Origin of the sequence: Pseudomonas sp. PS02290 (genome assembly GCF_029960075.1) — a bacterium.
Lineage (GTDB): Bacteria > Pseudomonadota > Gammaproteobacteria > Pseudomonadales > Pseudomonadaceae > Aquipseudomonas.
Map to the genome: position 1 here is coordinate 44,680 of NZ_JASCOY010000017.1, position 15,247 is coordinate 59,926.

At 59.9% G+C, this 15,247-nt stretch carries 16 protein-coding genes; 3 read left to right on the forward strand and 13 right to left on the reverse strand.

Translation table 11 applies throughout. The annotated features are described in order from the left end of the window. Window positions 1-10 precede the first annotated feature (10 nt). The 7 genes from QMX88_RS10690 to rplM all read right to left on the reverse strand — a co-directional run bounded on the left by QMX88_RS10690 (window position 11) and on the right by rplM (window position 4,817). The gene (locus QMX88_RS10690; RefSeq protein ID WP_192171768.1) at window positions 11-424 is read right to left on the reverse strand and encodes a ClpXP protease specificity-enhancing factor; all 414 of its coding nucleotides are present in this window, start codon (window positions 422-424) and stop codon (window positions 11-13) included. Between the two features lie 18 nt (window positions 425-442). Then, the gene (locus QMX88_RS10695; RefSeq protein ID WP_037014722.1) at window positions 443-1,060 is read right to left on the reverse strand and encodes a glutathione S-transferase N-terminal domain-containing protein; all 618 of its coding nucleotides are present in this window, start codon (window positions 1,058-1,060) and stop codon (window positions 443-445) included. Window positions 1,061-1,286: 226 nt separating this feature from the next. Next, window positions 1,287-2,054: a cytochrome c1 gene (locus QMX88_RS10700; protein ID WP_282368974.1), complete on the reverse strand. Its 768-nt coding sequence runs from the start codon at window positions 2,052-2,054 to the stop codon at window positions 1,287-1,289. Continuing rightward, complete coding sequence (locus tag QMX88_RS10705; RefSeq protein ID WP_282368976.1) at window positions 2,054-3,265, reverse strand: cytochrome b; 1,212 nt, start codon at window positions 3,263-3,265, stop codon at window positions 2,054-2,056. The genes QMX88_RS10700 and QMX88_RS10705 overlap by 1 nt, the downstream gene beginning before the upstream one ends. Beyond that, window positions 3,265-3,858, reverse strand: a complete 594-nt coding sequence (gene petA, locus QMX88_RS10710; protein WP_192171891.1) for a ubiquinol-cytochrome c reductase iron-sulfur subunit — start codon at window positions 3,856-3,858, stop codon at window positions 3,265-3,267. Before petA ends, QMX88_RS10705 begins: the two co-directional genes overlap by 1 nt. Before the next feature lie 123 nt (window positions 3,859-3,981). Continuing rightward, window positions 3,982-4,374, reverse strand: a complete 393-nt coding sequence (gene rpsI / locus QMX88_RS10715) for a 30S ribosomal protein S9 (RefSeq protein ID WP_065992123.1) — start codon at window positions 4,372-4,374, stop codon at window positions 3,982-3,984. A gap of 14 nt (window positions 4,375-4,388) precedes the next feature. Beyond that, window positions 4,389-4,817, reverse strand: a complete 429-nt coding sequence (gene rplM / locus QMX88_RS10720; protein WP_019693576.1) for a 50S ribosomal protein L13 — start codon at window positions 4,815-4,817, stop codon at window positions 4,389-4,391. A gap of 240 nt (window positions 4,818-5,057) precedes the next feature. Here rplM and QMX88_RS10725 point away from each other — a divergent pair, with 240 nt between their 5' ends. Continuing rightward, window positions 5,058-6,095, forward strand: coding sequence for an NADP(H)-dependent aldo-keto reductase (locus QMX88_RS10725; protein WP_282368980.1), 1,038 nt, complete (start codon window positions 5,058-5,060; stop codon window positions 6,093-6,095). A gap of 78 nt (window positions 6,096-6,173) precedes the next feature. Here QMX88_RS10725 and QMX88_RS10730 read toward each other — a convergent pair whose 3' ends face one another. Continuing rightward, complete coding sequence (locus QMX88_RS10730) at window positions 6,174-7,310, reverse strand: acyl-CoA dehydrogenase family protein (RefSeq protein ID WP_282368981.1); 1,137 nt, start codon at window positions 7,308-7,310, stop codon at window positions 6,174-6,176. Between the two features lie 220 nt (window positions 7,311-7,530). Between QMX88_RS10730 and QMX88_RS10735 the strand changes: the two genes are divergently transcribed. Beyond that, the gene (locus QMX88_RS10735; RefSeq protein WP_172612965.1) at window positions 7,531-8,451 is read left to right on the forward strand and encodes a GlxA family transcriptional regulator; all 921 of its coding nucleotides are present in this window, start codon (window positions 7,531-7,533) and stop codon (window positions 8,449-8,451) included. Window positions 8,452-8,520: 69 nt separating this feature from the next. On the opposite strand, the gene zapE is transcribed toward QMX88_RS10735, so the two are convergent. The 3 genes from zapE to QMX88_RS10750 form a co-directional block, all read right to left on the reverse strand. After that, window positions 8,521-9,615, reverse strand: a complete 1,095-nt coding sequence (zapE, locus tag QMX88_RS10740; protein ID WP_065992112.1) for a cell division protein ZapE — start codon at window positions 9,613-9,615, stop codon at window positions 8,521-8,523. 61 nt (window positions 9,616-9,676) lie between these two features. Continuing rightward, window positions 9,677-11,026 carry a tryptophan--tRNA ligase gene (locus tag QMX88_RS10745; RefSeq protein WP_282368984.1) on the reverse strand — a complete coding sequence of 450 codons (1,350 nt, stop codon included), beginning with the start codon at window positions 11,024-11,026 and terminating at the stop codon, window positions 9,677-9,679. A 27-nt stretch (window positions 11,027-11,053) separates the two neighbouring features. Further along, on the reverse strand, window positions 11,054-11,683 hold the full coding sequence (locus QMX88_RS10750) for an alpha/beta hydrolase (RefSeq protein WP_192171774.1): 630 nt from the start codon (window positions 11,681-11,683) through the stop codon (window positions 11,054-11,056). A 145-nt stretch (window positions 11,684-11,828) separates the two neighbouring features. Here QMX88_RS10750 and QMX88_RS10755 point away from each other — a divergent pair, with 145 nt between their 5' ends. After that, window positions 11,829-12,266, forward strand: coding sequence for a YhcB family protein (locus tag QMX88_RS10755; RefSeq protein ID WP_133772171.1), 438 nt, complete (start codon window positions 11,829-11,831; stop codon window positions 12,264-12,266). A 143-nt stretch (window positions 12,267-12,409) separates the two neighbouring features. Here the strand turns inward: QMX88_RS10755 and cysN are convergent, their stop codons facing one another. After that, window positions 12,410-14,308, reverse strand: a complete 1,899-nt coding sequence (gene cysN, locus QMX88_RS10760; RefSeq protein ID WP_282368989.1) for a sulfate adenylyltransferase subunit CysN — start codon at window positions 14,306-14,308, stop codon at window positions 12,410-12,412. A 15-nt stretch (window positions 14,309-14,323) separates the two neighbouring features. Then, entirely contained in the window at window positions 14,324-15,241 is a 918-nt protein-coding gene (gene cysD, locus QMX88_RS10765; protein ID WP_065992104.1) for a sulfate adenylyltransferase subunit CysD, read from the reverse strand. Window positions 15,242-15,247 lie beyond the last annotated feature (6 nt).

Genomic DNA, 15,247 nt, shown 5'->3' on the forward strand with positions numbered 1-15,247 from the left:
CAGAAGCGACTTACTTGACCACTTTCAGACTCGGCCGGCCCGTAGGGCGTGGTGGCTCGTCGTTCGGTGGCGGCATGTCGTCTTCGACGTCCAGATCTTCGTCTTCATCCACAGCAGGCTCCAGGTCGAAGACCATGCCCTGCCCGTTCTCGCGGGCATAAATGCCCATGATCGCGGCAATCGGCACGTACAGGCTGTGGGGAACGCCGCCGAAGCGGCCTTCGAAACTCACCGCGTCGTTGTCCATGTGCAAATGGCGCACGGCGCTTGGCGAGATGTTCAGAACGATCTGCCCGTCATTGGCGAAGCCTTGCGGGACTTGCACCGCTGGGTAATCGGCATTGACGAGTACGTGCGGTGTGCAATCGTTATCGACGATCCACTCATACAGCGCGCGGATCAGATAAGGGCGACTGGAGTTCATCAAACGGCTCCTAAGGCCTTAGCGCATGTCGCGTTCGACACCAGACAGACTTGCCTGAAATGCCTCACGCGCAAATTGGCGCTCCATGTAGTCAAGCAGCGGCTTGGCGGGCCGCGGCAATTCGATACCCAGAATCGGCAGGCGCCAGAGTATGGGCAATAGACAGCAGTCGACCAGACTTTGCTCGTCGCTCAGGAAAAAAGGCTTATCCGCGAACAACGGCGATACGCCGGTCAGACTTTCGCGCAGCTCCTTGCGCGCCTGAACACGTGCGGCTTCTTTGCTGCGCGGGTCCAGAATCAGATCCACCAGACCGCACCAGTCGCGCTGAATCCTGTGGATCAGCAAGCGGCTGTTGGCACGCGCCACCGGATAGACCGGGAGTAGCGGCGGATGGGGATAACGCTCGTCCAGGTATTCCATTACCACCGTCGACTCGTACAACGCCAGGTCACGATCAACCAGGGTCGGCACGCTGCCGTACGGATTCACCTCGATCAATTTGGGCGGATGACGGCCCTCGACAACTTCAATGATCTCGGCGCTGACACCTTTCTCGGCGAGCACAATGCGCACGCGATGGGAATAGTGGTCGGCGGGGTCGGAGTAACAGGCCAACCGATTGGTCACGCCCATGGCGGTCCTCCTCGCTTGTAGATATTCAAAAAGCAGAAATACGGATGCGCCGCGAGGGCGCTTTCGGCGACGTCCACGATGTTCGGGTGTTCAACGCGGGCGACAAGATAGCTCATTTACTCAAGGTAGATTCTGCAATCTTCAGCCCGCCACTATACCCGCTCTGCCTCCATTACCTGAAACAGCGCAGCAGCAGGTGGCCGAGACACGCGAATCAGACGCCTGCTCAACGGATGTCTTTCCAGAATTCCCGCTTGAGCAGCCAGGCCAGGATGAACAACACGGCGAGGTAAAGCAGCACGTAGGTGCCGATGCGCCGGTGCTGAAGCTTGTCCGGATTGGCCGAGTAAGCGAGGAAGGTGACGAGGTTCTTCACCTTCTCGTCGAACTGCGCTTCGGTCAACGTGCCAGTGTTGGGCACGATGATCAGCTGATCGCAGGCTTCGTGATTCAGGGGCGTGTCGGTGTGTTTTCCCCCATCCTCGACGCGCTGAACCTCCTTGCAGGCGAGCCTCTGACGCCCCTGAAGCCCTTCCAGCACGTTGGGCATGGCCACGCCGGGGAAAACGGTGTTATTCACGCCCCAGGGCCGCGTCGGGTCCTCGTAGAACGAACGCAGATAGCCATAGAGCCAGTCAGTTCCGCGAACGCGGGCGACAAGGGTCAGATCGGGCGGTGCTGCGCCAAACCAGGTTTTCGCATCCGCCGGCTGCATGCCGATGGTCATGTGATCGCCGATCTTCGCTCCGGCAGGTGCCAGCTTTTCCAGCATGCGCTCGTGGGAAATGCCCAAATCGTCCGCGACGCGTTCATAGCGCTGGAATTTGGCGCTGTGGCAACCCATGCAGTAATCAACGAACGTCCGCGCGCCATCCTGCAGGGCGGACTTGTCGGACACATCGATATCAACGCTCTCAAGGCCCGCGCCATGCTCATCCGCGAACGACAGCGCCGGCAACAGCGCCATGAGCAAGACAACGAGCAGGGTTTTCATCAGCCGGTCACCCTGTCCGGTACCGGCTTCGTCCGCTCCATGCGCGTGTAGAACGGCATCAGGATGAAGTTGGCGAAATACGTGAAGGTGCAGACTTGTGACAGCAATGCGCGCCCGGGGCTCGGCGGAAGAACGCCCAGCACCCCGAGCGTCACGAAGCACACGCAAAACACCGTTAGCCCCGCGCGGCTCGGCCAGCCCTTGTAGCGCATCGATTTGACCGGGCTGCGGTCAAGCCACGGCAGCACGAACAGCACCGCGATGGCCGCGCCCATGGCCATGACGCCGAGAAGCTTGTCCGGGATGGCGCGCAAGATCGCGTAGAACGGCGTGAAATACCAGACCGGCGCAATGTGCTCCGGGGTCTTGAGTGGGTTCGCTGGCTCGAAGTTGGGCTGCTCGAGAAAGTAGCCCCCCATCTCCGGGAAGAAAAACACCACCGAGCAGAAGATGAACAGAAACACCACGACGCCGAGCAGATCCTTGACCGTGTAGTACGGGTGGAAGGGAATGCCGTCCAGCGGGTTGCCGTTCTCGTCCTTGTACTTGTTGATGTCGACGCCGTCGGGGTTATTCGAGCCCACTTCATGCAGCGCCAGAATATGCAGCACCACAAGCCCGAGGATCACGATTGGCAGCGCCACGACGTGCAGCGCGAAGAAGCGGTTGAGGGTGATCCCGGAGACCAGGTAATCACCGCGGATCCACTGTGCGAGGTCGTTGCCGATCAACGGAATGGCGCCGAACAGGGAAATGATCACCTGCGCCCCCCAGTACGACATCTGCCCCCACGGCAGGAGGTAGCCTGTGAACGCCTCGGCCATCAGCGCCAGATAAATCAGCATGCCGAAGATCCAGACCAACTCCCGCGGCTTCTGATAAGAGCCGTACAGCAGGCCGCGAAACATGTGCAGGTAGATGACGATGAAGAACGCTGACGCGCCGGTCGAATGCAACAACCGCAGGATCGAGCCGTATTCGACGTCGCGCATGATGGACTCGACCGAGGCAAAGGCGCCCTCTGCCGTGGGCGTGTAATTCATCGTCAGCCAGATGCCCGTGAGGATCTGGTTGACCAGCACCAGCAATGCCAGCGCGCCGAATATATAGAAAAAATTCAGGTTTCTGGGCACGTAGTACTTGCTGAGGTGGCTTTCCCACATTGAGGTCACCGGCAAGCGCGCATTGATCCAGTCCATGAGCCTGCTCATCACGCTTCCTCCTGATCCACGCCAATGACGATGATTGAGTCCGACTCGTAGGAATGCGGCGGCACTGGCAGATTCAGCGGTGCAGGCTGCGCCTTGTACACGCGTCCGGCCAAATCGTAACGGGAGCCGTGGCAGGGACAGAAATATCCGCCGACCCAGTCCTTGCCCAAGTCAGCGGGGGCGACTTCGGGGCGAAACGTCGGTGAGCAGCCGAGATGGGTACAGATGCCGACCAACAGCAGGATTTCCGGCCGGATGGAACGCACCACCGGATCGACGTAGCCAGGCTGGGTGGAGGCCTTTGACTCGGGGTCGGAGAGCTTGCCGGTAAGCTGGCCCAGACGGGAAAGGATCTCGGGCGTACGACGGACAACGAACACCGGCTGCCCGCGCCATTCGGCGATCATCTGCTGGCCGGGCTCGATCTTGCTGATGTTGACTTTGACAGGCGCTCCCGCAGCCCTGGCCTTGGCGCTCGGGAACCATGAGCCCACGAACGGCACGGCGGCGCCGACCGCCCCTGCTGCGCCCACCACAGACGTGGCCGTCACAAGGAAGCGACGCCGGCCCGTGTTTACGCCGTCATTGCCCATGGCGCCCTCTCCCGTCAGCATCCGAGATCTCCTTGACCAGGCCCTCGGAATCAATAAAAGACAGCCATAAAAAAACGCCCAGCTTCGTATAGAAACTGAGCGTTCTTTTTGAACGGAAGCGAATTAACGCTTCGAGTACTGCGGACGCTTACGCGCTTTACGCAGACCGACTTTCTTACGTTCAACTTCGCGAGCATCGCGAGTGACGAAGCCTGCTTTGCGCAGAGCACCGCGCAGGGTTTCGTCGTACTGCATCAGAGCGCGGGTGATACCGTGGCGGATTGCGCCAGCTTGACCACTCACACCACCGCCGATGACAGTGACGTAGATGTCGAATTTCTCGACAGTCTGAGTCAGTTCCAGCGGCTGACGAACTACCATGCGGGCAGTTTCGCGACCGAAGAACGAGTCCAGGGAACGGTTGTTGATGGAGATGTTACCGGTGCCCGGACGCAGGAAAACGCGAGCGGTTGCGGTCTTGCGACGGCCAGTGCCGTAATTTTGAGTCGCCGACATAATGAACTATTCCGTTAAAACTTCAGTTCTTGGGGCTGCTGAGCAGTATGAGGGTGTGCAGCGCCCGCATAGACTTTCAGCTTACGATACATGTCGCGACCCAGCGGGTTCTTAGGCAGCATGCCTTTGACCGCGGTCTCGATCACGCGCTCAGGAGCTTTGGCGATCAGCTTTTCAAAGTTGATCGACTTGATCCCGCCCGGGAAACCGGAGTGAGAGTAGTAGATCTTGTCGGTGGTCTTGGCACCGGTCACACGGATCTGCTCGGCATTGATCACGACGATGTAGTCGCCAGTGTCAACGTGCGGAGTGTATTCCGGCTTGTGCTTGCCACGCAGACGGCTCGCGATTTCAGTGGCCAGACGACCCAGGGTCTGACCAGCAGCGTCGACGACGAACCAGTCGCGCTTTACTGTTTCCGGTTTAGCGGTAAAAGTTTTCATTCTTTATAGCCTCAAAGGCCGCCCTGAAAAATAGACGGCGGAGCATACTCATTAGTACGGTCTTTGACAAGTCAAAGGCCGCCGGGCACGAACGCTATAGGGGGCTCGGGTCAGCGCGTTCGATCGCAGCGGTTTCTTTTGGCGCGGGGCATCACTCCAGCGACAAAGAGGAGCGGAATTATGCAGATTGCGAAAAAAATTTCAACCTGCTTTTATGGCTCTTTTAAACAGGAGAGCCAAATGGACTACCGCCAACTGGGCAGAACCGACCTCAATGTCAGCGCAATCTGCCTCGGCACCATGACTTGGGGCGAGCAGAACAGCCAGTCCGAGGCCTTCACGCAGATCGAACGGGCCAAGGCCGCTGGCATCAATTTCATCGACACCGCGGAGATGTATCCGGTCCCGCCGAAGAAAGAAACCTACGCCAGCACCGAGACCATCATCGGCAACTGGTTCAAGCAGAGCGGCGACCGCGCTGACTGGATCCTCGCCAGCAAGATAGCCGGTCCCGGCAACGGCATTGATTACATTCGTGACGGCCAGCTGAAATTCAACCGCGATCACATCGTCGCAGCGCTGGATGCGAGCCTGAAACGCTTGCAGACCGACTACCTCGATCTGTATCAATTGCACTGGCCTGAGCGCAGCACCAACTTCTTCGGCAAGCTCGGTTACAACCACAGCGAGGAGCACTTCACCCCGCTGCTGGAAGTGCTTGAAGCGCTGGACGAGCAGGTCAAGGCCGGCAAGATCCGCCACGTCGGTCTGTCCAACGAAACGCCGTGGGGCACCATGAAGTTTCTTGCTGAGTCCGACGCCCATGGTCTGACGCGCCCGGTGTCGATTCAGAACCCCTACAACCTGCTCAACCGCAGCTTCGAGGTGGGTCTGGCGGAAGTGGCGATTCGCGAGCAATGCGGCCTGCTGGCCTATTCGCCCATGGCCTTCGGGATGTTGTCTGGCAAATACGCCGACGGCGCCCGTCCTGCCAAGGGCCGTCTGAGCCTGTACAGCCGCTTCACGCGCTATTTCAATCCGCAATCGGAAGCGGCCTGCGCGCGTTATGTTGCGCTGGCTCGCGAGCACGGTCTTGATCCGGCTCAAATGGCCCTGGCGTTCGTGACCGGGCGCAGCTTCGTCACCAGCAACATCATCGGTGCAACGACGCTGGAGCAGCTGGAAAGCAACCTGGCGAGCGCGGAACTGGTGCTGTCGGATGAAGTACTGGCGGGCATTGACGCGATTCACAAGGATCAACCGAATCCTGCGCCTTGATCGGTGATTGCGTGATCGCTGATTGACTGTGGAACCGCAGAGGGTCTTTACACGGCCCCTCTGCGGTTCCGCACAGGATTACAGAGACCGGGCGATGATCTCTTTCATGATTTCGTTGGTCCCGGCATAAATCCGCTGCACCCGCGCATCGGCCCACGCCCGGGCAATGGGGTACTCCCACATGAAGCCGTAGCCGCCATGCAGCTGCACGCATTCATCCAGCACCTTGCACTGCAGGTCGGTTGACCAGTATTTCGCCATGGCTGCCGTCGGCACATCCAGCTTGCCTTCCAGATGCAACTCCAGGCACCGATCGATGAACGTACGACCAATCTGAACTTCGGTGGCGATTTCGGCCAGTTTGAAGCGGGTGTTCTGGAAGTCGATGATGGCCTTTCCAAACGCCTTGCGCTCACGCGTGTAATCGAGCGTCCACTGCAAGGCCGCTTCGGCGGAAGCAATGGCCCCGATGGCGACCGTCAGACGCTCCTGGGGCAGTTCCTGCATCAGATACGCAAAACCCATCCCCGCCTGACCGAGCAGGTTCTCCTTGGGCACTCTCACGTCCTGGAAGAATAATTCCGACGTGTCCTGCGCCTTCATGCCGACCTTCTCCAGTCGCTTGCCCTTCGCAAAACCGGGCGTGCCTGCTTCCACGACAAACAGACTGGTGCCCTTCGCGCCTGCCTTGGGGTCGGTCTTCGCGACCACGATCACCAGATCGGCGAGAAAGCCATTGGTGATAAACGTCTTCGAACCATTAATAACGTACTCGTCGCCATCCAGCACCGCAGTGGTCTTGACCCCTTGCAGGTCGGAACCCGCGCCAGGCTCGGTCATCGCGATGGCAGTGACCAGCTCCCCCGAAACCAGCTTGGGCAAATAGTTGAGCTTCAGCGCCTCGCTTCCGTAATGCAGGATGTACGGCGCGACGATGTCCGAATGCAGGGAGAAGCCGATGCCGGTCAGGCCGAGGCGGGAAATTTCTTCGATCACCACCGTGGTGTAGAGAAAGTCCGCGCCCATGCCGCCGTACTCTTCCGGCAAATGCGAACACAACATGCCCTGCTCCCCCGCCCGGTTCCACAGCGTGCGGTCGATGTGGCCCTGCTTCTCCCACTGGGCATGAAAGGGCGCAGCGTGCTGTTCGAAGAACTTGCGCACGCTATTTCGGAAAAGCTCGTGCTCCGAGCTGAAGAGTGTTCTGGGAAGCATGGCTGCACCTGATGCGAAGGATTGTCGGACAAAACGTCAGCAGAGCGTAGGCGCAGCCGGTTGACGGCGACACTGGACACATCCGACAAAAAATAAGACGATCACGCCGTTGCTTGACCACTTTCCCATATAAGAACAAAAGACTATGTCTATCCAACCAAACGCGCCGTTGCGGCGTGTCAGCATTCTTGCGATCGATGGAATTTTTGCCTCCACGCTCATGCAAGCCAAAGACTTCTTTCACCTCGCCAGCCTGCGCTACGGCAAGCAGTTGGGACAGGGCTTCAAGCCGGCGTTTGAAACCCGACTGGTCAGCCCGGACGGCAAGGAAGTCCGCAGTTTCAGCGACGTCGTGATCCCTGTAGACGGCGTGCTTGAACACAGCGACATCATCATCCTTCCCGCCTTTGTCGAAGACTTCGACACCCTGCGCGAGCGCTATCCGCAAATCCTGCCGTGGCTGCGTGAGCAGCATGCACGGGGCGCCGTGCTCTGCGGTGAAGCCAGCGGCGTATTCTGGCTGGGAGACGCTGGATTGCTCGACGGCAAGGAAGCGACCACCTACTGGCGGTTCTTCAACGAATTCGCCGAGCGCTTTCCGAACGTGCTGCTGAATCAGGAAAAGCACCTCACCGACGCCGATAACCTGTATTGCGCAGGCGGCACGATTTCAGCGTGTGATCTGTACATCTACCTGATCGAGCGCTTCTGCGGCGCCCATGTCGCGCAGACCGTCGCCCGCGACATTCTCTATGAAGTGCAGCGCAGCTACGCACCGGGACGGATTGGTTTTGGCGGGCAGAAGCTGCACCAGGACGTGATCATCCTGCAGATTCAGCACTGGCTTGAAGAGCACTTCGCCGACAAATTCCGTTTCGAGGATGTGGCCCGGGAGCACGGCATGAGCATCCGCAACTTCATGCGCCGCTTCCAGACGGCAACGGGCGACAAGCCACTGCATTATCTGCAACGGCTGCGCATCGAAACCGCAAAGGGCTTGCTGTCAGGCTCACGAAAGAGCATCAAGACCATCAGCTATGAAGTGGGCTACGACGACGCCAGCTTCTTCGCGCGCCTGTTCCGCCAACACACCGACCTGTCACCGAACCAATACCGGCAGCAGTTTCAGCAGGCGGCCTGAAAGCAGCTTCAAGCGGCAAGTGGCGGTGTGACCACTTGCGGCTTACCGCTAGAAGCTTGCAGCTGCCACCTAGGGCTTATGCGCCCGCGACAGGAATTCGTGGGACTGCATTTCCAGTAACCGGCTGAGCGTGCGCTGGAATTCGAAGTTCAGGCGGCCGCCGGTGTACAGGTCTTTCAATTCGACTTCCGCCGAGATGATCAACTTGACGTTGCGGTCATAGAACTCGTCGACCATGTTGATGAACCGGCGCGCGATGTCGTCGGTGGTCACGCTCATCTGCTCGACGCCGCTGAGCAGCACCGCATGGAAGATCTTGCCGAGTTCGATGTAGTCGTTCTGGCTACGCGGCCCGTCGCACAGCTCACGGAAGTCGAACCACGCCACGTCGTCGCAGGTACGGATCGCCTTTATCTGCCGATTCTCGATGATCAGCACATCGTTCTCGATGGCCTTGGTGCATTCAGGAGTCAGCGCGCGGAAGCTTTTGCGCAGGCTCTCCTCCGCCGCTTCGTTCAGCGGGAAGTGGAACAGCTCGGCTTGCTCCAGATGGCGCAGTCGATAGTCGACGCCGCTGTCGACGTTGACGATCTCGGTGTTCTGCTTGATCAGCGCAATCGCCGGCAGGAAACGCGCACGCTGCAGACCGTCCTTGTAGAGGCCGTCGGGAACGATGTTCGACGTCGCGACCAGGGTCACACCGTTCTTGAACAGCTCTTCCATCAGCGTGCCGAGGATCATCGCGTCGGTAATGTCCGATACGAAGAATTCGTCGAAACAGATCACCCGCGCTTCTTCAGAGAATTGCTTGGCAATCAGGGTCAGCGGGTTCTTCTCGCCCTTGAGGTTTTTCATCTCCTCGTGCACACGCTTCATGAAGCGGTGGAAGTGCGTGCGCGTCTTGTCTTCAAACGGCAGCGCTTCGAAGAATGTGTCGACCAGGTAGGTCTTGCCCCGGCCCACACCGCCCCAGAAATACAGCCCCTTCACAATCGGGGCCTCTTTCTTGCCGAACAGCTTGCCCAGCAATCCCGGCTTGCGGTCATGGGCGGCGACCAGATCGTCGTACAGACGCTGCAGATGGCGCACCGCATTCTCTTGCGCGGCGTCGTGGAAAAAGTCCGGACGCTTCAGGTCAGCTTGGTATCGTTCTAGAGGGGTCATAGTCGCTTGCAAGGGAGCAAAAACGGGCCGTCACTGTAGCGATGGCCCATTGGAATGGCAATTAATCCTGTTGTGGCGCGAGCGCCAGTTTCAGGCTCTCGATCGCGGCGTCGCGGGCGGCGGCATCGGCGAACGCCGGGCTGTCGGCGACACAGGCATCACTCAGCCACAGGGTAAAGGCATCGCCTTCGGGCCGAATGTCCAGCTCACCGCCCTGCTGCAGCTGTTTGGTCACGGCGCCGGCCGCCTTGCCGTCTGTGAAACTGCGCGACAGCAGCAGTTGCTCGCCGTCGGCCGCCAGCAGGCGGAAGCGGAAGCTGCCGTCGTCTTCGCGGAAACTGATGAAGCGAGGGCCTTTGCTGGCCTTCTTCTTGGTCGCCGTGACGGTTTGCGCAGCGGTACGGAATGAACGCAGGCCAACCGCTTCACGCAGCTCGCCCAGAAACGGCGTGGCCACACGACGGGCCTTCTCGGCGCCCGCTTGCAGAATGTCTTCCAGGTCGGTTGGCCGCTCGATCAGGCGATGGTAATTCTCCCGTGCCTCGCCCAGCTCCGCGTCCAGCAACTGGAACAGGCGTTGCTTGGCATCGCCCCAACCCAACCCCTGGAGCAGGTCGGCGCGGAACTCGTCGCCCTGTTCCTTGGTAGCAAATGCCTGGTACAGCGTGAACAGATGCGAATTGTCCGGATCCTTGGCCTCGCCCGGCAGACGAGAGTCCGTGACGATGCGGGATATTGCTTCCTTCATGTCTTTGGCGCTGGTGAACAGCGGCACGGTGTTGTCGTAGCTCTTCGACATCTTGCGGCCGTCCAGGCCAGGGAGTGTCGCGACGCTTTCCTCGATCAGCGCTTCCGGCATCACGAAGAATTCTTTGCCGTTGCCGAACAGGTGATTGAAGCGCTGACCGATATCGCGCGCCATTTCGACGTGCTGGATCTGATCGCGACCGACAGGCACTTGATGGGCGTTGAACATCAGGATGTCGGCGGCCATCAACACCGGGTAGCTGAACAGGCCCATGGTGATGCCAGCGTCCGGGTCTTCACCGGCTTCGACGTTCTTGTCCACCGAGGCTTTGTAGGCGTGGGCGCGATTGAGCAGGCCCTTGCCGGCAACGCAGGTGAGCAGCCAGGTCAGCTCGGGAATTTCCGGAATGTCGGACTGGCGATAGAACGTGACGCGCTCGACGTCCAGCCCTGCCGCGAGCCAGGTCGCGGCGATTTCCAGACGCGAGCGCTGAATGCGCAGCGGGTCATCGCATTTGATCAGCGCGTGGTAGTCGGCCAGAAAGTAGAAAGAGTCAGCGTCGCTCTGGCGGCTGGCAACGATGGCCGGGCGGATGGCGCCGGCGTAGTTGCCCAGGTGCGGCGTGCCGGTGGTGGTGATACCGGTCAGGATACGAGTGGTCATGGCTAGTCGCTTATTTGGGTGCTGCGATCAATTCGAAAGGCGCGGCAGAATCAGATCCTTGAGATCAGTCAGCTTGCCGTGAAAAAAGTGCCCGCATTCTGCCACTTTCAGCAGCTCATGGGGACGCTGAAGCGTGTCAGACCATGCGTACACGAGTTGTGGGTCAACGACTTCGTCGGTTTCCGGCTGAATCAGCGTCAGCGCGCCCTTCTGCGGCAACGCCTCTACGTTGGCAATCCGCATTACGGCGGGTGCGACCATGAACACATGCTTCAGGGTTTCGCCTTCAGCCTCAAGACGCCCGCCCAAGGTAGCCGCCACGAAACCGCCGAAGGAGAAGCCGAACAACGTCATGGGCAGATCGGGATGTTTATCCCGCAGCCACTTTGCGGCAGCCTGTGCATCGTCGACTTCGCCTTCGCCCATGTCCGAGCTGCCAGCGCTGGCGCCGACGCCGCGATAGTTGAAGCGCAGCGTAATCAGACCAGCATCACGCGCGGTGCGCTGCAGGGTCGAGATCACTTTATTGAGCATGGTGCCGCCCTGAACCGGGTTAGGATGGCATATCAGCGCGATGCCCTTGGGCTCGTCCAGATCAAGGTACAACGCTTCGAGTTGGCCCACCGGGCCATCGATGAATACAGGGGTCTCACGCATGAGCAAGAATGAACTCCGTGACCTTCAATTGGGTCGACTCGTCTAGCTGATTGTCTGTGGCTGGCAGGCTGGCGACGCGTCGCCGCTATACAGCGCAGGTTCGAGCCGTTAACGTAAAGCAAAGCCGTTTATAGAGGAAGGACTCGTGGATTACTCGCTCTTAGTTTGGTTGCTGCCGACCATCGCCCTGGTGGTCGGTGTGATCATCGGTTTCTTCGTGGCGCGCGCGCTGCCCAATGCCGTGCCTAACGGGACTCAGCGCCAGCTGGATGACGTTCAGGAGCGTTTCGATACCTATCAGAACGAAGTGATCACTCACTTCAACAGCACCGCCAATCTGGTGCAGAAGCTGTCGCAGAGCTACCACGATGTTCAGGAGCATCTGGCCGAAGGCGCTAACCGCCTGGCGACCGACGACATCACCCGTCAACGCCTGCTGGCCGCGCTGCATCCGGAGGCGCTCCATCCGCACCGCGATCGCCTGACGCCGCCGCGCACGGCTGCTGAACCACCGAAGGACTACGCGCCCAAGTCGCCAGACTCCCCCGGCATGCTGGATGAGCATTACGGTTTGAAGAAGTAAGAACACACGTTTCGCAAAAAGCCCGCCCCTGGGGTGATCAGGGGCGGGCTTTTTTGTGGGCGGCGGATTGATCCCGATCCGCAATGGCAAGAGAAACAAAAAACCCGCCATCACTGGCGGGTTTCTTGTTCGGCGACCGGCGCTTAGATCACGCCGCGGGTCCGCAGCAGGTCCAGCACCTGCTTGACGCTTTCTTCGACGTTCAGCGACTGCGTGTCGATGACCAGGTCGGCGTCCAGCGGGACGTCATACGGGAAGGATTCACCCGGGATGTTGTCCTTGTCGGCGGCGTAGAGCCCTTGCGGATCACGCTCACGACAGGCCTGCGGCGACGCCTGAACGTACACGGTGATCAGTCGATCATCGCCGATCAGCGCCTTGGCATTCTGCCGACCGCCCGCGTCCGGCGCGACGAACGCTGCGAGGGTCAGCAGGCCCGCTTCGTTGAACTGACGCGCAACGTGGGCGGCACGACGCCAGTTCTCGGTGCGACCGGCGCGATCCTGCGGCAAGCCCTTGTTGAGGTCGTGACGCAGGTTCTGGCCATCAAGGACGAACACCGCACGGCCCATGTCGAACAGCTTGCGCTCCACGGCATACGCCAGCGTGCTCTTGCCCGCACCCGACAAACCGCTGAACAGCACGGTCGCCGGCTTCTGGCCGAAGCGCTGAGCGCGCTCTTCTGCCGACACATGGGCCAGCGCGCCGTGATGACTCCCGCCACCCGCAACCACGGGTTTGGCGATGATCATGCCGGCCGCAACAGTCCCGTTGGTCAAACGGTCGATGACGATGAACGCGCCCGTCGTGCGGTTGCTGTCGTAGCCGTCGAGGGCGATCGGCGCGTCCAGTGCGATCTTCACGCGGCCGATTTCATTCAGCTGCAGCGAGCTGGCAGGGCCTTCTTCCAGCGTGTTCACGTCCACACGATGGGTGATGCTGGCAATCGAACCCGGTACGTAGGACGTGGCGCGCTTGATGTCGTATTTCTTGCCCGGCAGCATCGGCTCTTCGGCCATCCACACCAGCATGGCGTCGAAGGCGTCGGCCACTTGCGGGACGTTGTCGGCATGCACCAACAGGTCGCCACGGGAGATGTCGATCTCGTCTTCCATGGTCAGCGTCACTGCCTGACCCGGCCCCGCATGCTCCAGCTCGCCTTCGAAAGTGACGATGGATTTCACGCGGCTGCTCTTGCCGGACGGCAGCACAACGACTTCGTCGCCCTTGTGCACGATGCCGCTCGCCAGGGTGCCGGCGAAACCGCGGAAGTTCAGGTTCGGACGGTTGACGTACTGCACCGGGAAACGCAGGTCGGTGAAATTGCGGTCGTTGGCGATCTCGACGGTTTCGAGAATTTCCATCAGCGACTTGCCGGTGTACCACGGCGAACGCTCGCTCCGGTTGACCACGTTGTCGCCCTTGAGGGCTGACATCGGCACGAATTCCATCGTGGTCGGCTTCAGCGCAATGCGGTCGGCGAACGCCAGGTAATCGGCCTTGATCTGCTCAAAGATGTTCTCGTCGAAGCCGTTGAGGTCCATCTTGTTGATGGCGACCACGATGTGCTTGATGCCCAGCAACGAGGCGATGTAGCTGTGGCGTTTGGTCTGGGTCTGCACGCCGTAGCGGGCGTCGACCAGAATGATCGCCAGGTCACAGGTAGACGCACCGGTGGCCATGTTGCGGGTGTACTGCTCATGGCCGGGGGTGTCGGCGATGATGAATTTGCGCTTGGCGGTGGAGAAGTAGCGGTAAGCGACATCGATGGTGATGCCCTGCTCCCGCTCGGCCTGCAGGCCGTCAACCAGCAGCGCCAGATCGACTTCGTCGCCGGTGGTGCCGGATTTTTTTGAATCACGGGTGATGGCTTCCAGGTGATCTTCGTAGATCATCTTGGAATCGTGCAGCAGCCGCCCGATCAACGTGCTCTTGCCGTCGTCGACGTTGCCACAGGTCAGGAAACGCAGCATTTCCTTGCGTTCGTGCTGGCCCAGATAGGCGAGGATGTCCTCGCTGATCAATTCAGATTGATGCGACATGTTCAGACACCCTAATTAGAAATAACCCTGACGTTTCTTTTCTTCCATCGAGCCTGCGCCATCGTGGTCGATGACCCGGCCCTGGCGCTCGGAAGTTCGCGTCAGGAGCATTTCCTGAATGATGTCGGTAAGGCTGGTGGCCTCGGACTCGACAGCGCCCGTCAACGGGTAGTCGCCCAGTGTGCGGAAGCGGACCTTCTTCTTGACGATGCGCTTCTTGTCCTCGTCGGACAGGTGATTACGCAGGCGGTCGTCATCGATCATGATCCAGGTGCCGTTCATCTCGATGACTTCGCGCTCGGCGGCGAAATACAGCGGGACGATCGGGATACCTTCGAGGTAGATGTACTGCCAGATGTCCAGCTCGGTCCAGTTGGAGAGCGGGAACACGCGGATCGACTCGCCTTTGTTGACGTTGCCGTTGTACACGTTCCACAGCTCGGGACGCTGGTTTTTCGGGTCCCAGCGGTGCTTGGTGTCACGGAAGGAATACACACGCTCTTTGGCGCGGGATTTCTCTTCGTCACGACGGGCGCCGCCAAACGCGGCATCGAAACCGTGCTTGTCGAGGGCCTGCTTGAGGCCCTGGGTTTTCATGATATCGGTGTGCTTCGAGCTGCCGTGGGTCAGCGGGTTGATACCCTGCGCGACGCCGTCCGGGTTCACGTGCACGATCAGGTCCAGGCCCATTTCCTCGACCATCTTGTCGCGGAAGCGGTACATCTCCTGGAATTTCCAGCGGGTGTCGACGTGCATCACCGGGAACGGCAGCTTGCCCGGGAAGAAGGCCTTGCGCGCCAGATGCAGCATCACGGCAGAGTCTTTACCGACGGAGTACAGCATCACCGGGTTATCGAACTCGGCAGCGACCTCGCGGATGATGTGGATGCTTTCCGCCTCCAGCTGTTTCAGATGCGTCAGTTTGTCGACCATGGTTAC